This is a genomic window from Vibrio hepatarius, assembly GCF_018860525.1.
GTDB classification, from domain to species: domain Bacteria; phylum Pseudomonadota; class Gammaproteobacteria; order Enterobacterales; family Vibrionaceae; genus Vibrio; species Vibrio hepatarius_B.
The window spans coordinates 42,538-62,338 of sequence record NZ_JAHKPM010000069.1 but is presented as its reverse complement, the minus strand read 5'-3'; the positions used below and the strand labels follow the sequence as shown (position 1 = coordinate 62,338).

The window sequence follows — 19,801 nt, the reverse complement described above, 5'->3', positions numbered from 1 at the left end:
AATAAGTGGGCTTGTATCCTGAGTTACGTAGTGTGTAAATATGAAAAAAGCTTTAGAACTCTCGACTCGAAGGCGCACACCCTAAATATTTGAGTAATACGTAGAGGCTCTCTTGTGAAAGGGCAACTCGGCGAAATAAATCAGCAAAGGTATCATCGCCACCAAAGCAAATTTGGATATAGTGATTAATTTCTTCACTGGTATACCCTTCGACGTACAAGCTTCTGACCCACTGATATTCGACTGCTTTACTATTGATAAGTGTTGCTTCACTGAGTGTGATGTGGTTTAAATTCACCCCATGACCTTAACATAAACGGCTCTAAGGTAATTTAATCAAATTAAGATGAAGGAAACATGACAAACCTTCGTGAAATGCCCGAACGAGGATGGTTAAACCCAACGTTATTTGAGATATTTCACGTGAGCTTCCATTTCTTCGCCTATTTTAGTTCGCATGTTCATCAGCTTTATCGCAGAGTCCCTCAATTGAATATCATCTTGTGTTTCTGGAATCCACTCTGGGACCGAAGACGGTTTTCCATGTTCATCTACAGCGACCATAATGACTATACAATGTGTAGTAAGACGGTTTTTCAGCACTTTAGGGTCGCTAGCTTGAACATCAATTGCAATATGCATCGATGTTTTACCTGTATAAATAACTTTAGCGCTGACTTCTACAAGATTACCAACATGAATTGGTGCAACAAAGCGAATACCTCCAGCGTAGGCTGTAATACAATATTGTCCACTCCATGCTGCGGCATTTGCGTATGCAGCTAAATCTATCCATTTCATGACAGCGCCGCCATGAACTTTTCCCCCAAAGTTGACATCGGCAGGTTCAGCTAAAAAACGCAGTGTGATATCCCGTTGACCATTACTCATCTGTCAGTCCTTTATTTTAATACTTATATTACTTTAACTAACAAAGGTGTTAATTAATTGCAATCATTAATTCCAGCTTAGTAGAAAAACGTAATATGCCCCAGAATCATTCCGTGGGGGCTTTTAGGTGTTATAGGATTTTGAAGAGGGATGTTTGTACTTCCAAACTTAGTTTTTTGTTGATGTGAGTCGATGAGTTAATCGATTTAATTAGTATGGAATAGAGCTAATGATGGCCGTTGTGACGACAGCGGCCGAATAGAAGGTTAGTGCTATTGTTTTGCGGATTGTGTACTCGACGTTATCAGTACTATTTTGAAATATCTTCATATTCCCCCTCCAATACAGATGTTCGCTCCTGTTTACTTTGGCGTAATGATTTTTCAATTTTTCTGCCTGTTAGTAGTGCAAAAATTGTGAGTGGGACCATCATTATGATACTAAAAGTAAGAGTTAATAAGCCTATAAAGAGCGCCAACACGCTGGCAATCATTTTATTCATGTATTTACACCTCGTTTTTGATACTTCTATAGTAAACGATTTAAATGAACCAAACATGAATGAAAAATGGGAAAGTAAAAAAGCCGCTTTTAGAAAAAGCGGCAATCATGGAGTATATCGTTATTATTGTTGTGGAGACGTGTTCCTAACCTCAGTCAGGAGTGTATTTAATTATACGTTAGGGTATGTTTTGTAACGGACGCCCATCATTTGCTCCATGCAATGTATGACTTGGCAGCTATATCCGAACTCATTGTCATACCAGATATAAAGAACACATCGTTTGTCTTGAGCAATAGTCGCGGCACCGTCAACAACGCCTGCGAATCGAGAGCCAACTAAGTCAGTTGAAACGACTTCGGTAGATTCTGTGTAATCAATCTGTGCTGATAGTTCAGACTTTAGAGCAATCTCACGTAGATATGCGTTTAGCTCGTCCTTGTCAGTTATTTTTTCGAGGTTTAGGTTGGCAACAGCCATTGATACATTTGGTGTCGGTACTCTGATGGCATTACCGGTTAGTTTTCCAGCTAGTTCAGGGAGAGCTTTAGCAACAGCCTTAGCTGCTCCTGTAGATGTTAATACCATATTGAGAGAAGCACTGCGGCCGCGACGTTCTCCCGAATGAAAGTTATCAATCAGGTTTTGATCATTTGTGAATGAATGAACAGTTTCAATGTGTCCGGATGCTACGCCATATTTATCATTAACTGCTTTAAGTACCGGTGTGATTGCATTTGTGGTGCAACTTGCAGCTGAGATAATCGTGTCTTGTGGTTGGATTGTGTTCTCATTAACGCCAAATACTATGTTTTTGATGTCACCTTTTCCAGGAGCCGTTAGAAGTACTTTTTCGGCACCGTTACATTCAAGGTGTTGGCCTAGTTCTTGACTGTCTCTCCATACACCAGTGTTATCGACTATCAAAGCACCATTAATACCATATTTGGTATAATCTACATCTTCGGGTTTGTTAGCATAAATAAATTGAATGTAGTTACCATTTGCAATGATAGCTTTGCGTTCTTCGTCGACAATAATACTGCCATTAAACTGACCATGAACAGAATCTCTTCGAAGCAAACTAGCACGCTTTTCTAAATCTCCCTTTTTACCGCCGCGTACTACGACAGCCCGTAAACGTAAGGGGTAGCCGGGGCCATTTTTCTCAATTAGAAGGCGAGTAAGGAGTCGCCCGATACGGCCAAACCCGTATAAAACTACATCACGTGGCTCACTGACAGTTTCACCATTCATAGCACCTAGTAGAGCCGTATGGAGGAAATCTTTTATGCCATAGTCGTCGTCTCGGCCCTTCCAGAACTGATGAGCAAGCTGACCGATATCAACTCTACATGGTGAGAGTTCCATTTCGGACAGCGCTTTTATTAAAGGAAAAGTTTGCTCTGTAGATAGTGGGGTCCCTGTGTATCGACGAGCAAGGCGGTGCGTCTTAATTATATCAATAGTTGCGGCATTGACTAGAGTCTTACCGAATAAGAGGACTTCAACGCCTTTTTCGCGATAGAGTTGACCGAGTAGGGGGGAAATTGTTTCCGCAATCGTTTGGCTTATTTGCCAGTCTAGAAGATGTTTCTCTGGACTCATGTTTTTTGGGACCTTTCACGTTTTTAGAAGTGACTCTATTTCACTAGGGTGTAGGGTTAGTGATGTAGAGAATACAATATTTTGATTTTATTTTTATGCGCCAGATTGTAATGCCTAGCTGCTTATTCTGCTAGAAAAAATAAATAAGCTACCAAAAGACATTAATCTATTGGAAGTTGATAAATTAATATCAATTTCTGTGTTTTTTTATAAATATCAGAGCTCTTTTTTTTCATCGAAAAATTTACAGATCACATTTTAACTTATTATTTTATGCCAATTTGATGATTAAATGTGATGGAGCACATATTTTAAACACTATGAGTTTTAATGCGGGAGTTAAACTGATGTGACAGAGGTGGCTTTTGTTTAGGCCAATCAAAACTGAAAAAGCTTGAGCACAATATTTTTCTTTGGAGGTAGTAAATTTTAATACAGAAAAACCACCTACGATCGCTCAAAAATCAAATAATTTCCGTAATTTAGGTAAGATTTTGAACAGACATCGTCTAATATTGAATCTCTAGTGATTGTAAAATGATTCGAAGGAACGGGTCTCAATGCTACTCACCAATATTTCCATTAAAAGTCGACTATTGATCCTGTGCCTAATCCCTACTTTATTGATCGGTTTTCTATCCGTTAATCTTGTCAAGGATATCCAAGGTAGGCTCCATAGCTATCTAGTAATCAATGAGAAAGTTGAAACACTTAGATATTTGTCAGAGTTTACTGGACATTTATATCGGACACTTAGTGTAAAGAATGATAAAAGTACAAGGGTTGACGAGCAGTTATTGGCTCTGCGCTCAATACGTTTGCTTGCTCAGGTCGCTCATACAGAAGAGCATATACACATTGGAATCACTGAATCCAATGATGTGCTAGCTCATATCAACGCCCTTTTGGCATTGGTACCGCATATTGCAGATACAGAAGGACAAGAGCGCTTAGTTATAGGAAACAAAGCTTATAGTGAGTTGCTAGCCTTATATTTAGCGGTACAGTCAACAGAAAGGCATGATGTAGATTTGCCTATTTACCAACTAGACATGGCAATGAGTGATCTAAACTGGTTGTACTTTTGGATGGAGCGTGAGGCTTGGCTTGCTCAGGTGATCGAGGCCAAACAGCTACCATATAGACATTATGCTGAAGACTATTTTAAGTTCAGTGAACGACAACAATTTTACCTAAATCGAATTGTTACTCTTAGTCCTCACATAGAGCAGACGGAAGGCCTATTTAATCTCTTTTCAGATATCGACCTACAACGTTATGGCGACGTTAAGCAATATACGTCATTGAACGAAAATTATACCGGTGGATTAGAAGGGTTTTCTTCATGGGTTGAAAACAGAAATAGTCTAGTTGAGAGACACCTTGGAGAGTTATCTGACAAGCTTCGTAGAGAGATATTAACTAACATCGGAGCGAATGAGCGGTTACTTTATTTCTTTGCTATTGCTGGTTTATTCGCTTTATCTGCTATGTTTTTTTGGAGTACTAGCACTTTATATCGCATTAATTCAAAACTTACAGAGATTCTTTTGGCGTTGGGGAGTTTAAGGAGCCAAAGAAGTACTAGCTTAGTAACGGTAGATGGAGAAGATGAGTTTACCAAATTTGCACAAGATATTAATTATCTTATTCAAGTACAAAGGGATCATGAACAGGCCTTGGTGTCAGCCAAAGAAGGTGCTGAAGCGGCAAATAAAGCTAAGAGCATTTTTTTAGCTAATATGTCTCATGAAATTAGAACGCCATTAAATGGCATAATTGGGATGACAGAGATCTTGTCTGATAGTCATCTTAATTCATCTCAAAAAGAGCTTTTGTCCGATATCGATATCTCTTCCCAAGCGTTACTTGTTCTGATTAACGATATTCTCGATTTGTCGAAAATAGAATCAGGCAGTTTTAAGTTGTCTCTGAGTCACACTGATATACGCGAAGCTACCTTTGAAGCTATGAATATGTTAAGCACCAAAGCGTTAAAGCAGCAGGTAGAGTTAAATGTAAGCTTTTCACCAAACATCCCTAATGACTTGTATTTGGATGAATATCGCTTTAAACAAATTTTGATGAATTTGCTCAGTAATGGAGTTAAATTTACTCAAGATGGCACGGTATCCGTTGTTATTGAATTGAATAAAGAGAATGAAAACTCATTTTTGTATTGTCGTGTATTAGATACTGGAGTAGGGATCGCGGGTACTAAACTAGAAGAAATTTTTCGGCCAATTACCCAGCAAGATAGTGGCATAACGCGCCGTTTCGGTGGTACAGGTTTAGGCTTGACCATTTGTCGCCAGATCGCAGAACTTATGGGCGGAAAAGTCACTGTGAATTCAACGGAAGGGGCTGGGAGCTGTTTTAGCTTTAAAATTCCAGTAGAAGTGGAACCTTCGGCATGTAAACACACAAACTACACGAAAGGAAACGCCCTTTATGTAGTCAATGAAAGCCGCTACAGCGCTTTGGTACAAAATGAAATAGAACGCACTGGCCTTTTGTTAACTAAAGTTCCGGACGTTGATGAGGCAATAAAAATAACTGACGAGTTCAACGTGATTTTTTATAGCTATCACTCTCAGCAGAGCTCAAGAAAAGACCTCGCTTCTTTACAAGCTCACTTTAATTTCTCTGAAATAATCGGCTTGCAGCATCATTTGTATATATCGCCTGACTATGGTGCTCTAGTCTCTTCGAATCTGACTTTGCCATTTTTAGGGCGTCGTCTTGAATCTGCAATTTCAAAAGTGCTAAGCTCAATTGAGCTTAATCTGGAGGATATACAACAAGACAGGCTTCCCATTTCCCAATCTGGTGAATCAAGGTGTGTCTTAATCGTCGAAGATAACCTAATGAATCAGAAAATTGCGAGTTTCTTTCTCGAAAAAATAGGGGTTGATTACCAGATAGCGAGTAATGGTGCTGAGGCTGTGGCTATGGTTCAATCAGGTCAATCCTATATGGCGATATTAATGGATTGTATGATGCCTGTAATGGATGGAATAACAGCCACGAGAAACATTAGATCTTGGGAGGAGGAGGAAGGGAAACTCTATATCCCTATCATAGCATTGACAGCTAGTGTATTACCCGAAGAAATAGATCGCTGCTTTGAAGCAGGTATGGATGCTTATTTACCCAAGCCATACAAATCTCAGCAGCTTTTTGAGATCTTTGAGCAACTAAGTGTCGTTGTTTAGGTCGGTGAGAGGCAGCCAGTTCACTTTTACACCAGCTTGTAGAAACATTTCTTGACTGACTTTGATCTTGTCACCCCAGCGTGATAGAAAATCTTGACTTTGCTCAGGACAATGTACAGTGGAAATACCTGTTTGAATAATCTTTGCAGCGCAATTCGGACAAGGGAAATGCGTGACCCATATCTCGCATCCGTCTAGATCGCGTTTGGCAAATAAGATCGCATTTTCTTCGGCATGAAGTGTTTTGAGGTATTTCATTTCTCGATCGTCTGTTATTGCGCTATCCGATATACCATGTGGATAACCGTTAAAACCAACAGAGACAATACGGTTTTGTTTAGTAATAACAGCACCGACTTGAGTCGATGGGTCTTTACTCCAAGAACCTACGAGGACGGCCATTTGATAAAATCGCTGTGCCCATTTAGAAATCATGTCATTATTCCTATGTGAAAGAAATCCCTATATGGGACAATGAAATAGTAAATTATAGATATAATATCCTGTTTTACTTTGAAATAGTCCAGAGAAATTCACTTACTTATTTTTATCTCATTCAATCCTAGTTTTTGTGACTTTTATCTTAAAAGATATCAGGTATGCATAAAATGGGATGAGGAAATTAACTCACCATATTGTAAGATATTTCTCACAAAGTCGTGAGCCTAGTGATGGTTTTTGGTGCGATTTTGGGCTGTGATCATTTTAAGTTATTGTATATTAAAGTTAAATATAATGATGAGTTATTTTGATAAAGTAGTGATGTAAAAATCATTATTGCTAAAATACACCATTATCATAATCTTAAAGTGTCAGCAGGAAGCAGGCATGGAACAGGAAAGACCCATGGATTGGTCATCTTCAGGAAGAAGATTCGATTTTTCAGGAAGAATAATCGGCACGGAAAGCAAAGGACATTCGCTGGACGCTTGTAACTAGGATGGTTGCAACAAGGAAAGTTAATGTACGCTTAATGGAATGAGATTTGCTATCAGGAAGATAGTATCAAGGACACCGCTCTTGGATGAAGCGATGAGAGTTGACTGGGATGGTCAACGAGCTGGAATGCTATGGACACCGCTAGGATGGCGAAGTAAAGGAAACGGCTGAAGGACTCAGCATACTATCATGGATTTGATGCATGGAGCACTAACAGTAGCCGGAATGCTGCGAGTAAGAATAAACCCCACTAGGCAAAAGTCTAGTGGGGTTTTCTTTTTATACCATCGACTGCTGGCTTTTCTAGTCTAAGTGCCAATTCTTCGAGACATAAAAAAAGCCAATCTCAATATTCGAGATTGGCTTGTAAAACTGTGAACAAATATCTATTCACTAACAACGTCAGTTGGCTAGGTGACTCTCGACTTAAAGAGAGTCATATTTAGTAAAGCATTATATGTGCCAATTTTTATAGCACCAGATTGCTTAATTTGCGAGCGAAAAATACTGTATTTCTAGCGTGTCGTTGCAAAATGCATTTGCAATTTGCAATCTTGTTTATATTGCTAATGATACTTATAAATATCATTGTATTTGTTTAATACTTGAATATTAAGCTATATGCACCAATGCAATTTTGCTTGGTACGTGTTTCAATTCTTTAATATTAATCTACTTTTAAAAACTAAATTTTTAGTTTGAGCGTATTGAATAAAAAGAATAAAGCTGTGGTTTCATGTCCACTTTCGCTTGTACATAGTAGACAAAGGGACAAGTTAGGTCTTAAGCAGCGACTAAATGCATTATTAGGCATACCGTATGCGACTTGAATATAGATAGCATGACTTTATTTAACACGGCCGATTCTCGCTGGTTAAAGTGTTTGATTGAACCAGTGCTCTTCCTATTCGCGACGGCAGTTGGGCTTCCCTATATCTCCGGAAGCTGGAACGATGGCAATAGCCTGATAATGGTTTTGCATGGAATCTGATGTTAGTGACTGAGAATGGGTAAAAAGGACAACTAATCACGGCATCCAGTTACAGCCATTGAGCTACTATGAACATAGTGGTGGTGTAACCGCTCGTGGCATGCTGCTGTACTTGGGTCCAGTAATGCTTCTATGGGGGAAATAGTACCCAGCATAGAATTACTTGCTAGGTTGTTTAAATCATGATGTTATGCCCAAAAGTGTCAGTAATGTTTAAGGAGTATATATGTGTCGTTGGTTAGCTTATCAGGGAGAGTCGATTTATCTCGATGAGTTAGTGTATGAACCAGAGCACTCACTAGTGCATCAAAGTATTGATGCCAGAAAAGCTGTCACTCGTGTAAATGCTGATGGTTTTGGCCTTGGTTGGTATACAGAGCGAGATACTCCTGGGAGGTTTCATGAAGTATTACCTGCGTGGGGAGATGAAAACCTTCGTTCGCTAACTCATCATATTCGTTCTCACTGCTTTATGGCACATGTTCGTTCATCAACAGGGACTCAAGTTTCTCGTTCAAACTGCCATCCATTTATTATTGATAATTGGATGTTTCTTCATAATGGGCAGATTGGCGGTTTTGAACAGGTAAAATATGACTTACATCAGCAGTTATCTGAACCTCTTTTCCTTAAAAGACTGGGGACAACAGATAGTGAACTGATTTTTCTGCTAATGCTGCAAAATGGTTTGTCTGAACAACCCATTGATGCGATAAGTAAAACTTTAAGTGACATTAGCCAAATGATGGTAAATCGTGGTATTGAAGAGCCACTAAAAGCTTCAATTTGTATCTCTGATGGCGAAAGGCTTTGGGCAATTCGATATAGCTCAGATAGTGATGCACCAACGGTGTTTATACGCAAGAAGGGGGCGAATATTACAGTGGCTTCTGAGCCTTTAGAGCGTCACCGTGATTGGAAGAAAGTTAAAAAGCAGAGTATTTTAGTGATTGAAGGTGATACTGTAACGTCACATGCAATATAGATAATTAGTATGAAAACTCTATGTCTTTGAACCACATTAACCTTAACTTGCTGCGTTCTTTACAAGTTTTATTGCAAGAATGCCATGTGAGTAGAGCGGCGCTTAGGCTTAACATCACTCAATCTGCGGTAAGCCGTCAACTCGCGCAATTACGGGAGTTGAGTGGTGATCCTTTGCTTGTACGAGAGGGGAATGCTTTAGTACCGACACCAAGAGCATTAGGTATGCAAAAGCAGCTTTCATGTGTATTGGACGAGTGTGAGCAGCTATTACGTGACAAGCCATTTGATCCCAAAATGTGGCAACAAGATTTTGTATTCTCATCCAGTGATTATGTTGCGCAGTATATAATGCCTAGTGTGGTATCTAAAGTTGCAAAGCAGGCTCCAAATGTCAACTTGTCCTATCGGCTTTGGCAGCCTGACTATATGCAACGTTTTAGTGAAACAGGGATTCACTTGGCATCGACGGTGCAGCCTCACCAACCTTCTAACATAACGAGTATTAAGATTGGTGAAGATAAATCCGTCTGTCTAATGCACTGTGAACATCCCATGTCGAAACAAAAAAAGCTTAGCGTTGATGATTTGATTCGTTACTCACATGTGAAAGTGACAGGTGGGGGCGATAAGGACTCCATGACAGATGACGCACTTGAAGTTTTTGGTGTCAATAGGCGTATAGCTCTAAGGATTCCTTTTTTTTCCGCAGCAGTCAATGCTTTGGTAGTGAGCGATTATCTCATGATAGTACCTGAACATATTGCGTTAAACCTAACACGTGTCCATGATCTGGTATATTTTCCTCTACCTTTTGATTTAGAACCTCACCTCTATTGGTTAATGTGGCACCCGAAATACGATAAAGACAAAGCACACCAATGGATACGTGGTTTGATACTTAATAGTATTAGCACGTCCAGCTATTCCATCGCTATGAGTTTAAATCATAACCACTATCACAAGTTTTGATTTCAAATCGTTCCCCTATATCTGTAGTTTAGCGGTATGGACTTTCTTAGAGAAATAGTATGACACTAACAATTTGGCTATCACTTTTTACAATCTGTATTTTAGGCGCTATGTCACCGGGGCCGAGCTTAGCAATGGTTGCTAAGCATAGCCTTGCAGGTGGAAGAAGGAATGGTTTAGCGACCGCTTGGTCTCATGCATTGGGTATAGGAATTTATGCATTTGTCACTTTGGTCGGCCTTGCGGTAGTCTTGCAGCAGTCGCCTTTGATCTTCAAAGCAATCAGTTATTGTGGAGCGGCTTACCTAGCTTATCTTGGTTATAATGCATTGCGATCCAAAGGTGGAGTGGCTGCAAAACTTGAGTCTGGTGAAGATACTTCACTATGGCAGTCAGCAAAGGAAGGGTTTCTAATTTCCATTCTTAGCCCTAAAATCGCGTTATTTTTTATCGCTTTGTTTAGTCAGTTTGTGGCGGTCGGCGATACTCTATCGGCCAAAATTCTGATTGTCTTGACCCCATTAGTGGTTGATGGTTTATGGTACAGCCTAATTACCTTTTTGCTATCAAGTCGCCGTTTACTAGATAAGATTCGTTCTAAAGCACAATTAATTGATCGCTTATCAGGTATGGTTTTGATATTTTTAGCATTAAGGGTCGTTATGACGGTGTGAAACGTTAAGCACAGGTAAAATCATTGAGGAGCTATTGGCTCCTTTTGCTGTAACTGGAGAAGAAGTGATGATAAGACTTGCGATAGTGGGGACAAACTGGATTACCGACCAGTTTATTGAAGCTGCGCTAAAAACAGAGAAATATCAGCTAGTAGCCATATACTCCCGTTCTCTCGATAAGGCGAGGGGTTTTGCCGAGAAATATGAGTCTCTTGCTTTATATGACGACTTTGATAGTCTGGCTACCTGCCCGTCAATTGATGCTGTGTATATTGCGAGTCCAAATTCGTTGCATGCACCTCAAGCTATAACATTACTTGAATCGGGCAAGCACGTTATCTGCGAAAAGCCACTTGCTGCCAATGATGTGTTGGCCAAGAAAATGTATCAAACTGCTCTAAACAATAATGTGATACTGTTTGAAGCGTTCATGTCACCTTATACGCCGAACTTCCAGTTACTTAAGCAGCACTGTAATAGTATCGGCAAGATTCGCAAGGCTCTGATCACTTATTGTCAGTACTCATCTCGCTACCCTAAATTCCTTGAGGGTGAAAACCCTAATACATTTAATCCACAATTTGCCAATGGTTCAGTCATGGATATTGGTTACTACTGTGTTGGTTCTGCGGTTGAGTTGTTTGGTGAGCCGCTATCGGTTAAAGCACATGCTCAGCTTTTGGATAGTGGCGTTGACGGTAGTGGTAGTATTATTCTAGGTTACGAAGGGTTTGAGGTTGTTCTGCAGCACTCCAAGACAAGCGACTCTTATTTACCAAGTGAGATTCAGGGTGAAAAGGGTGCTTTGCTAATGGAGATGATATCTACAGGTAAGAAATTGACCAAGATTACTAAAGGTAGCTCAGTTATTGATTTAAGTGTTAAACAGGATCCTAACCCAATGTATTACGAAGCATTGGCTTTTGCCAAGCAGTATACTGAGAAGCAGATTGATGAAAACTGTATGAATCGTTCACTGATTGTAGCTAAGTTGCTGACAGAAATTCGTCGGCAAACGAGTGTGAAATATCCAACTGACCAATAAAGAGTAAAATGATGCAAGCCGAAGTGAAATGGATAGAAGATTTGACGTTTTTAGGTCTTTCTCCATCTGGACACTCGATAGTAATGGATGGCAATGGAGGGCAATCAGCACCCAGCCCTATGGAAATGGTACTGATGGCCGCCGGTGGATGCAGTTCTGTCGACGTTGTTGATGGTTTGAAACAGGCTGGACAGCCTGTTTCAATGTGTACGACAAAACTATCAACTGAACGGCGTGAAAGTGCGCCGCGAATTTTTACCAAGATCAACATCCATTTTGTAATCTCAGGAGATAACTTAGACAAAGATATTATCGAGAAAGTCACTGCTGATTCTTTGAAAAAATATTGTTCAGTGTGCTTAATGCTCGGTTCTGGGATTGAAATGTCACACAGTTGGGAAGTGATGTAGCACTCATTTAATCTAAAAAAAGCATTAAATAACAATATTTAAGCCTTTATCTCTACTGAGGATACAAAATGAGTCAGCATAAATTTACATGGTGTGGAGTCCTAGCCATTCTACTGTGGAGTGGTGTAACTGGAATGGCAAGGACGGTGACAGAATTTCTTGGTCCTGTGGGTGGTGCTGCGTCTATTTATACGGTTGCTTCGATTTTTTTGTTATTAGTCATGGGGCGTCCGAAGTTACGAAGTTATTCACTAAATTATGTTCTTATCGGTGGTGGGCTGTTTGTTGCTTATGAGATTTGTTTAGTGCTCTCGCTTGGGATGGCTCACTCACGTCAACAAGCAATTGAAATGTTGGTTATTAATTACCTTTGGCCCGCACTTACCGTCTTATTAGCCGTACTTGTTAGTCCAAAGAAAACCAATGTTCTCGTCTATCCGGCGATAATATTGGCCTTTTTCGGTGTTGCTTGGAGTATCTCAGGTGATCAAGGGCTATCCGTTCAGCAGATCATAGCTAATGTGGCGACTAACCCTTTAACGTATACGATGGCTTTTGTTGGTGCCTTTTTATGGGCGATATATTGTAATCTGACTAAGCGTTTGGCAGCAGGTCAAAACGCAATCACATTATTTTTCATCATGACGGCAATAACCTTATGGGTTAAATATGCGTTCAGTGCTGAGCAAGCTATGAGCTTGGACCTGAAATCCGGCAGTTGGCTTATTTTGACTGGAGTTGCAATGGGAAGCGGTTACGCTTTATGGAATTACGCAATTATTGGCGGTAATATGGTGCTTTTAGCGACGCTGTCATATTTTACGCCTGTTTTGTCAACGGTGATCTCATCTTTTATTCTAGGTTTGGTGATTACTGATAGCTTTTTACAAGGTGTTGCTTTGGTTACTGTAGGATCATTACTTTGTTGGTGGGTAACACGCGAACCAAGAAAAATAGTACTTGAAGAGATGAAAGTATCTGATAGTTAACAGCTAACTTACCAGCGGATGTCGATGGGGGTGCCTGGTTTTACTAGGGATAAAAACTCATCCATCTCTTGATTCGTGATTGCGATACAGCCATTAGTCCAATCAAAACTTTGAATAAAGTTGGCTGGTCGGGTTTCTCCATTTCTTAAACCATGGATTTTAATGTTTCCTCCTGGCTCGACTTGAAGTGTGTATGCAGTTTCAAGATCACGCTGATTAGGGTAGCTGATATGAATTGAGCGATAAAACTCGGAGTCATCAATAACAAAATCTAAATAATAACGCCCTTCTGGTGTGCGCTGATCTCCTTCTTGTCTTTTATGCCCTTTCGGGGATTTCCCTAAAGCAATTCGAAACTCATGCACGATTTGATGGTCATCAATTAAATACATTCGTCGTTTGGATTTATCTACTTGGACCAAATCAACTTGTGCAATTGCCATATAAGCAAACAAGAATGTGCATAATGTGATAGAGATGCGTGCGAACTTAAGCTTCATTTCCTTCACTTAAAATAGAAAAGGCAGCCTAAATACTACCTTTCTGGGTAAAATGTTTCGCTAAGGCGCAATAGAAAATATATCACGCAGGGTAAATCCCAGATGCTTCAATGCTTCGATTGCTTCAGTACGACTCTCCGCATCGACTTCAAGCGAAGCCATTTGGGACCCATCGAAATAAACGATGACATAATGAGTACTGGGATCTGGCTTTTCGATTGCCGACATCATTCCTCCAGCTATCATTTTTCAATGAAATAGGACTTGAATAATGCCTCTGTCAATCTTGCCTTCGTCTCGTTAAAGCTTAGCCAATTCCTCCTCAGGCTTATTATTTGAACGAGGCATCTTGTCCACCTTTTTAATAAGTTTAAGCAGGTTTACAGCATTCCAGCCAGTTTCTTGTGAAGAAAAATACGATTTCTGCATTTGCTCTAGTTCATATTTGATGTCTTTTAGTAGGTTTTGATCATCAATAATTATTTGTTTTAGCCATTGGGAAGCACAATGCTGAGCTTTAAAGTGGTCTCCAGATTTAAGTGCAGTCACCAAGAGTGTGCTTAAATCTGAGTCGAGTTTTTGATTGTCTTCGGGTTCTATTTTTAAAGCTTTGTTGCGAAACAGCAATCCGCTGGTGATGATCCAGAGCATTGCAAATAGAGCCGTTAGATAAGGCCAGAAACCTGAGTTAGTAACCGTGACGGTTTTTGTTTCTGTTGGCGATGAGTATTGAGGTATTGGTATGGATGTGTTCAAGTTTTCACCAGGTTCAACCGTTAAAGTTAAGCCATCTAAATGAGCGGTATTTGGTTTTTTGTTTTGGCTATCCCACCAGCTAAGATCAACACTTGTTAGCTGGACATTACCAGCTTCTTTTGGGATCAACACTTGTTTGACGGTCATACGTGTTATGCCATTATCAAGTTGTGAAAACTGCGGCTTCTCAGAATAAACACGAATATTTTCTGGATAGTTGATGTTGAGCTTAGGGACACGCTCCTGAGTTAGTCCTTCGACATCTAGTGAGATTTCTCGAGTGATTGAATCACCAACATTAGCTTGGTGTTCAGTGCTAGGTGCTATTTTCGCTCCATTGGCAGCTGTCCAGGTTTGTTTCAGCGATAACATTGAAGTAGGCAGCCATGCACCCGTGTAGCCCTCTGGTTTGGACTCGACTTGGATGTCAAACGTTTCTGCAGGAGTATCGACAGAGATCAGTTTTGTAGTACCAATTCTGTCATTACCATAAATGATAGTCCCTTTAAAGGCTGCGCTGCGCAGAGTGTAGCTTCCAGGGTTGTCAGCAGTAACTCGATAATTTTGGTCAAGCACAGTGACTTCAACTCCATCGAGAACACTCTGATATTGATTAGGTTCACCTATTTGGCTAAGTGTGAGTCCATTAACTTCAGGTGGCAAAACTTTGGGGTTCTGTAAGCGCCTTGGGTCCGCTTTGATAATCAGTCGGATTTGTAATGAAGCACTTTCATTTGGGTATAACTGAGTTTTGTCTAAAGTAGTACGCAGTTCCACTAGTTCAGACACTTTGGGTTCATCTAGATCTTGTGTGACCTGAATGGCAATGGGCTTTGAACTTTGGCCATTGATGGTGAATGCAGGAATATTTGCCAGTCCCAATTTTTGCGCTGCTAGGGTGATATTCCATTCACTTCTGACGCTTCTTCTGCCATTAACGATATTTATAGATGAGCCAAAGCTGGGCCGACTGACGTAAAAATCTTGTTCTAACGAGCTGAAATCAATGTCGTCAGAGGACATTTTTTCATCGACAACGACACGTAACTGGAAAACTTCATTCTTTACGACTTTATTTTTGCTTACTGTTGCCCATATAGCTGCAGCCATAGAAATAGGGCTAAAAAAGGCAACGGCTAGAGCCAACAAACCCATTAACTTAAATGTTTTTTGATTCATGATTACCACTTCTTACCTGTATTCTCTGGTGGTTGTTTAGCTTTTGCTTGTAATATCAGTTGTGCTTTGAGCAAGCGACTAGGGTCTCGGGCATTCTCCACTTGTTCAAGTTTGCGTAATGCTGGATCAATGTTTTCAGTTCCTTGCTGTTGTCTGACTTCTTGTGGCTGCTGTTTAGAAACTTCATTGGGCTTAGGCTGTTCATTTTGATTTGCTTGTTGCTGTGGAGAGCTTTGGTCAGTTTGACCTTTTGACTGAGAAGTTTGCTCATCCCTTGCCACTTTCTGTTCGTCTGTTTGTGCTGCCTCAGATTCTTTTTCTGATGGTTCTGCTTTTGGAGTCGAATTTTGCTCGGATTGGGAAGTTTTTTGTTGCTCTGATGATGAATTATCAGCAGAATTTTGTTGCTGTTGCTGTTGCTGTTGCTGTTGCTGTTGCTGTTGCTGTTGCTGTTGCTGTTGCTGTTGCTGTTTAACAATGTCTAGATTGTGTTTAGCATCTTCATTATCAGGTTGATCCGCTAGTACCTTCTCATAAAGTTCGATGGCTTGGTCAAAATCTCTATTTTGAGCGTAAGCGTTTGCGAGATTGTATTTACCCTTAGTGGATTGAGCACCTTTGAGTGACTCAATCGCTGCAACATAGTCACCTGCTTCATATTCTGCAATACCTTGCCATTCTTTGTTTTCAAACAACTGCGCGGCTTGTGTGTATTTTTGAGAATCAAACAGTTTTTTCGCTTGTTGATTGTCGTTTAGCCAAGGGGATGCTTCTGCATTATTGGTTGTAAGGATTGGAGTGACAATAACTAAAAGCGCAAATACAGCACCACGTCGAAACATCATCAATGCAGGGATTAATAACAATGGGACTAGCCAAATACCATTATTTACTCGGTCCGTGATTTGGTTAGCTTGATTAAGTTTACTTGTTGTTTCCACTTCATTTGTTAAATCGCTGATTGCATCAATATCACTGTTGTTAAGTTGAATCGGTATGAATAAACCTTGGGTGGCGCGAGCAATTTTGCTCATATTGGAAAAATTTGATTTGGCTACCACAGTTTGACCTGAGTCGGACTTAAGTAAGGTACCATCCGAGAGTTGAATAGGTGCTCCAGATCGAGTGCCAACCCCTAGAATGGTTAATCGCCATTTTGTGTTATCTAGGAGTTGTTCAATGCTAGCCGCTTCTTTATCATCGATATCATCAGTAATTAATACCAAGTCACCATGAGACAAACCAGTATTTTTCATCATATTGATCGCGTGTTCAACGGCTTTGGCTGCATTAGCGCCTTGGAATGGCATTAGTTCTGGGCTGAGGTTGGGGATTTGGCTTAGGATAGTATGCGTATCAGATGTCATAGGGCTGATGGTATAGGCATCTCCAGCGTAAGCGATGAGCCCTGTACTACCTTCATCCCATTGTTTTAATAAGTCGCTGGCCTTATATTTTGCTTGAGTTAGCCGATTAGGCTTAATGTCGTTGGCATACATTGACATCGACAAATCCATGACCAGAACCCGACCACTATCGTTAGTAAAACTTGGTCTTTCTGAGGCTGTGAAACTGGGTCCAGCTAACGCGATTACTGCCAAAAAACCACTAATGGTAATGATGGTAATCATAGTGCTTCGAGAAGAGCTATTATCAAGCCCCATCGCTTTAGCTAGGTGAGGAGCTATCAGCGTTTTGGTATGACTGCGCTTTAACAGCCAGACAACCAAGGTTACGAGCGGTAAAAGCATAAAAAGCCACTCTGGGTAGAGGAAACGAAAATCAGACATGATTTCTCCTGATAATCATCAAAATGAAGAATCCAGCAAGAGCGATTGCTAAAGGTACTGCAAACCAATCTTGCTGAGGACGCCAAGTCTGGGTGGTTTGACTTATAGGCTCTAATTTGTTGATGGTATTGTAAATTTCAGAAAGCTCTTGACTATCACGAGCTCTAAAATATTGGCCTCCGGTAATGGATGCTATTTCTTTGAGAGATTTTTCATCCAAGTCTTTTGCTGTGTTGACTTTACGACTCATAAAAAACTCTTTGACCATCATCTCACCAGCTCCTATTCCTACGGTGTAAATAGTGACCTTGTATTTTTGAGCAATTTTTGCTGCTTCTATAGGGTCAAGGACTCCAGCTGTATTGGTGCCGTCACTGAGTAATATCATTATTCGTTGTGGTGCATCCCCATCGACAAAAGTTTTGGTCGCTAAGCCAATACCTTCACCAATTGCTGTTTTATCTCCAATTAGGCGCAAAACGGTTTGGTTTAGTTGTTGGCTGATAGTGTGTCTGTCTAGAGTCAATGGCGTTTGCAAATAGGCATGATCAGCAAATAGGACTAAACCAAGACGGTCTCCTTGCCGTTGACTAATAAAATCAGTTAACACTTGTTTTACTGCGGCTAGGCGGTCAATAAAACTTCCGTTTAGTTGCATGTCCTCTTGACTCATTGAGTATGAAAGATCGACCACTAACATCATATCTCGGTGTTTTGGTTGTGTCGTAACGGGGTCGCCATACCAAACTGGTCTTGCAACAGCTGTGATTAAAGTAATCCAAATCATGGCTACTAGGCCTTTAGCCATCGAATTCCATGCCGAACTCCCTGCCGGCGAAAGAGGAAGGTAGGGCATATAAACAGGAGATGAAGTTTGAACTGGGGGAAGTAAAAAATACATTAGTATTGGCAAAGGCAGAAACAGAAAATTCCACCACCATACAAACTCAATGTTAGCCAACTTTGGTTCTCCTTCTTTTAGGTGGTAGCGCTTCATCGACCCACTGTGAGCAATGAGCAACGAGTTCAGATTCGTTACCTAGGCTATTTTTTGAATACAGAGCTTCTTGCCAGAGCTCATAGTTATCGAGAAATACTGGGGCTTTTACTTGAGTGTCCAAAAAGGCATACCACTCTTTTCCCGTCAGCTTTGCAACTTCTTCTCTTGGGTAGTAGCACAGAGCTGCTTGGCGAAGAAGCTCGAATGCTTCAGCGGGCTTTTCACCAGCGTGAATTAATCTTAAGGCTGTTTTTTTGGGAGCTAATCGTTTTTTATTCCAGCGATAGGCGAGCCATAAAGTCAGTAAACATAATAGAGATGCTCCTGCGCTGGCCCACCAACCCCATGCGACTGGAAACCAAGAGGGTAAGTCTGGTAGATGCATCGGATTGAGTGGTAATAGAGAATCCTTATTAATAGTGCTCATTGATCACGCCCCGATAGTTGTTGTAGCAACGATTTTTGAGTCGAGAGGCAAGTAAAACTCAAACCATGACTATGAGATAAGCTCTTCAGCTCCTGCTGTTTGCTTTCAAAAGCAGCAGAAATTTGATGACGCACATTGTGAGAAGAAAAGTCTACCCACATTGTGTTGCGCTTATCGGATACCTGCTCAACTCCCCGATAGTCCGTAATACCAGCTTCCAATGGGTCAGATATTTGGACTAATCTTACTTGATTGTGGGATCGCAGACGTGAAATTAACAACTGATTTTGTTCGGAAAAGCGTAAAAAGTCGCTGACTATCACAACTTCACTGCCTTTGGGGCAAAGACGATTTAGTGCGTTAAGGCCTTCGGACATATCCATTTGGGTTGCTTTTTGAGTTGTATGCAGCACATTTTGGTGAAGTTTTACTAGGTTTTGGATTAAAGCTAATGGCCCTTGGTTACGGCTACTTGGCTTTAGTTCAGTCAGTTGAGTCCCAGTATCGACAATCGCACCCACACGATCTTTTTGTGCAATAGAAATCCATGCAATCAGACTTGCCATTTGAGAAGCGAGGACGGACTTAAACATTAGCCTTGAACCAAACCGCATACTAGCACTTAAATCAATATAAATGATAATTGGCTTTTCGCGCTCTTCAGTAAATAGTTTGGTATGAGGCTTACCAGTGCGCGCAGTCACTCGCCAGTCGATACTGCGTACATCATCCCCAGCTTGATATTGTCGAACTTCAGTAAAATCCATACCTCGGCCAAATTGCTTACTTTGATGTTGACCAAGTACTTGTGACCATAAACTACGGGCAGGTGGCAGCCAGTGGATTGCGTGCTGTTTGAAGTACAGCAGTTCATCAAGGCAAAGATTTACACCATCTGAGTAAGGGGATAATTCTTTATCCATCTGCAA

General features: G+C 40.6%; 20 protein-coding genes. 7 read left to right on the top strand and 13 right to left on the bottom strand.

Translation table 11 applies throughout. The annotated features are described in order from the left end of the window. Positions 1–52: 52 nt before the first annotated feature. The 4 genes from KO511_RS21040 to KO511_RS21025 all read right to left on the bottom strand — a co-directional run bounded on the left by KO511_RS21040 (position 53) and on the right by KO511_RS21025 (position 3,001). Positions 53–298, bottom strand: coding sequence for a hypothetical protein (locus KO511_RS21040; protein ID WP_215989343.1), 246 nt, complete (start codon positions 296–298; stop codon positions 53–55). A gap of 107 nt (positions 299–405) precedes the next feature. After that, entirely contained in the window at positions 406–891 is a 486-nt protein-coding gene (locus tag KO511_RS21035) for an acyl-CoA thioesterase (RefSeq protein ID WP_215989342.1), read from the bottom strand. Positions 892–1,201: 310 nt separating this feature from the next. Then, complete coding sequence (locus tag KO511_RS21030) at positions 1,202–1,393, bottom strand: hypothetical protein (protein ID WP_215989341.1); 192 nt, start codon at positions 1,391–1,393, stop codon at positions 1,202–1,204. Between the two features lie 171 nt (positions 1,394–1,564). Next, the gene (locus tag KO511_RS21025) at positions 1,565–3,001 is read right to left on the bottom strand and encodes a glyceraldehyde-3-phosphate dehydrogenase (protein WP_215989340.1); all 1,437 of its coding nucleotides are present in this window, start codon (positions 2,999–3,001) and stop codon (positions 1,565–1,567) included. Between the two features lie 560 nt (positions 3,002–3,561). Between KO511_RS21025 and KO511_RS21020 the strand changes: the two genes are divergently transcribed. Continuing rightward, the gene (locus tag KO511_RS21020) at positions 3,562–6,216 is read left to right on the top strand and encodes a hybrid sensor histidine kinase/response regulator (protein WP_215989339.1); all 2,655 of its coding nucleotides are present in this window, start codon (positions 3,562–3,564) and stop codon (positions 6,214–6,216) included. Here the strand turns inward: KO511_RS21020 and KO511_RS21015 are convergent. Further along, a complete protein-coding gene (locus tag KO511_RS21015) occupies positions 6,199–6,651 on the bottom strand; it encodes a dCMP deaminase family protein (RefSeq protein WP_215989338.1) in 453 nt (150 codons plus the stop codon). The genes KO511_RS21020 and KO511_RS21015 overlap by 18 nt on opposite strands. 1,527 nt (positions 6,652–8,178) lie before the next feature. Further along, positions 8,179–8,301: a hypothetical protein gene (locus KO511_RS22485; RefSeq protein WP_289847804.1), complete on the bottom strand. Its 123-nt coding sequence runs from the start codon at positions 8,299–8,301 to the stop codon at positions 8,179–8,181. 71 nt (positions 8,302–8,372) lie between these two features. On the opposite strand from KO511_RS22485, the gene KO511_RS21010 reads away from it, so the two are divergent. The 6 genes from KO511_RS21010 (at position 8,373) to yddG (ending at position 13,220) form a co-directional block, all read left to right on the top strand. Beyond that, positions 8,373–9,131, top strand: a complete 759-nt coding sequence (locus tag KO511_RS21010) for a class II glutamine amidotransferase (protein WP_125320482.1) — start codon at positions 8,373–8,375, stop codon at positions 9,129–9,131. Between the two features lie 20 nt (positions 9,132–9,151). Beyond that, positions 9,152–10,102 carry a LysR family transcriptional regulator gene (locus KO511_RS21005; protein ID WP_215989337.1) on the top strand — a complete coding sequence of 317 codons (951 nt, stop codon included), beginning with the start codon at positions 9,152–9,154 and terminating at the stop codon, positions 10,100–10,102. A 59-nt stretch (positions 10,103–10,161) separates the two neighbouring features. Next, positions 10,162–10,776 (top strand): LysE family translocator, encoded by a 615-nt coding sequence (locus KO511_RS21000; RefSeq protein ID WP_215989336.1) that lies wholly within the window; start codon positions 10,162–10,164, stop codon positions 10,774–10,776. Between the two features lie 67 nt (positions 10,777–10,843). Continuing rightward, positions 10,844–11,821, top strand: a complete 978-nt coding sequence (locus tag KO511_RS20995) for a Gfo/Idh/MocA family protein (protein WP_215989411.1) — start codon at positions 10,844–10,846, stop codon at positions 11,819–11,821. Between the two features lie 11 nt (positions 11,822–11,832). Next, the gene (locus tag KO511_RS20990; RefSeq protein WP_215989410.1) at positions 11,833–12,231 is read left to right on the top strand and encodes an OsmC family protein; all 399 of its coding nucleotides are present in this window, start codon (positions 11,833–11,835) and stop codon (positions 12,229–12,231) included. Between the two features lie 68 nt (positions 12,232–12,299). Continuing rightward, positions 12,300–13,220, top strand: a complete 921-nt coding sequence (yddG, locus tag KO511_RS20985; protein WP_215989335.1) for an aromatic amino acid DMT transporter YddG — start codon at positions 12,300–12,302, stop codon at positions 13,218–13,220. A gap of 8 nt (positions 13,221–13,228) precedes the next feature. Here yddG and KO511_RS20980 read toward each other — a convergent pair whose 3' ends face one another. The 7 genes from KO511_RS20980 to KO511_RS20950 form a co-directional block, all read right to left on the bottom strand. Further along, a complete protein-coding gene (locus KO511_RS20980) occupies positions 13,229–13,663 on the bottom strand; it encodes a L,D-transpeptidase family protein (protein ID WP_252724503.1) in 435 nt (144 codons plus the stop codon). A 117-nt stretch (positions 13,664–13,780) separates the two neighbouring features. Continuing rightward, on the bottom strand, positions 13,781–13,951 hold the full coding sequence (locus tag KO511_RS20975; protein WP_171361711.1) for a hypothetical protein: 171 nt from the start codon (positions 13,949–13,951) through the stop codon (positions 13,781–13,783). Positions 13,952–14,020: 69 nt separating this feature from the next. Continuing rightward, entirely contained in the window at positions 14,021–15,655 is a 1,635-nt protein-coding gene (locus KO511_RS20970) for a BatD family protein (protein WP_215989333.1), read from the bottom strand. 2 nt (positions 15,656–15,657) lie between these two features. Continuing rightward, complete coding sequence (locus KO511_RS20965; protein WP_215989332.1) at positions 15,658–17,445, bottom strand: VWA domain-containing protein; 1,788 nt, start codon at positions 17,443–17,445, stop codon at positions 15,658–15,660. Further along, on the bottom strand, positions 17,438–18,406 hold the full coding sequence (locus tag KO511_RS20960) for a vWA domain-containing protein (protein ID WP_215989331.1): 969 nt from the start codon (positions 18,404–18,406) through the stop codon (positions 17,438–17,440). Before KO511_RS20960 ends, KO511_RS20965 begins: the two co-directional genes overlap by 8 nt. Beyond that, positions 18,399–18,872 (bottom strand): DUF4381 domain-containing protein, encoded by a 474-nt coding sequence (locus KO511_RS20955; RefSeq protein ID WP_215989330.1) that lies wholly within the window; start codon positions 18,870–18,872, stop codon positions 18,399–18,401. The genes KO511_RS20960 and KO511_RS20955 overlap by 8 nt, the downstream gene beginning before the upstream one ends. Further along, on the bottom strand, positions 18,869–19,795 hold the full coding sequence (locus KO511_RS20950) for a DUF58 domain-containing protein (protein WP_215989329.1): 927 nt from the start codon (positions 19,793–19,795) through the stop codon (positions 18,869–18,871). Before KO511_RS20950 ends, KO511_RS20955 begins: the two co-directional genes overlap by 4 nt. Between the last annotated feature and the right edge of the window lie 6 nt (positions 19,796–19,801).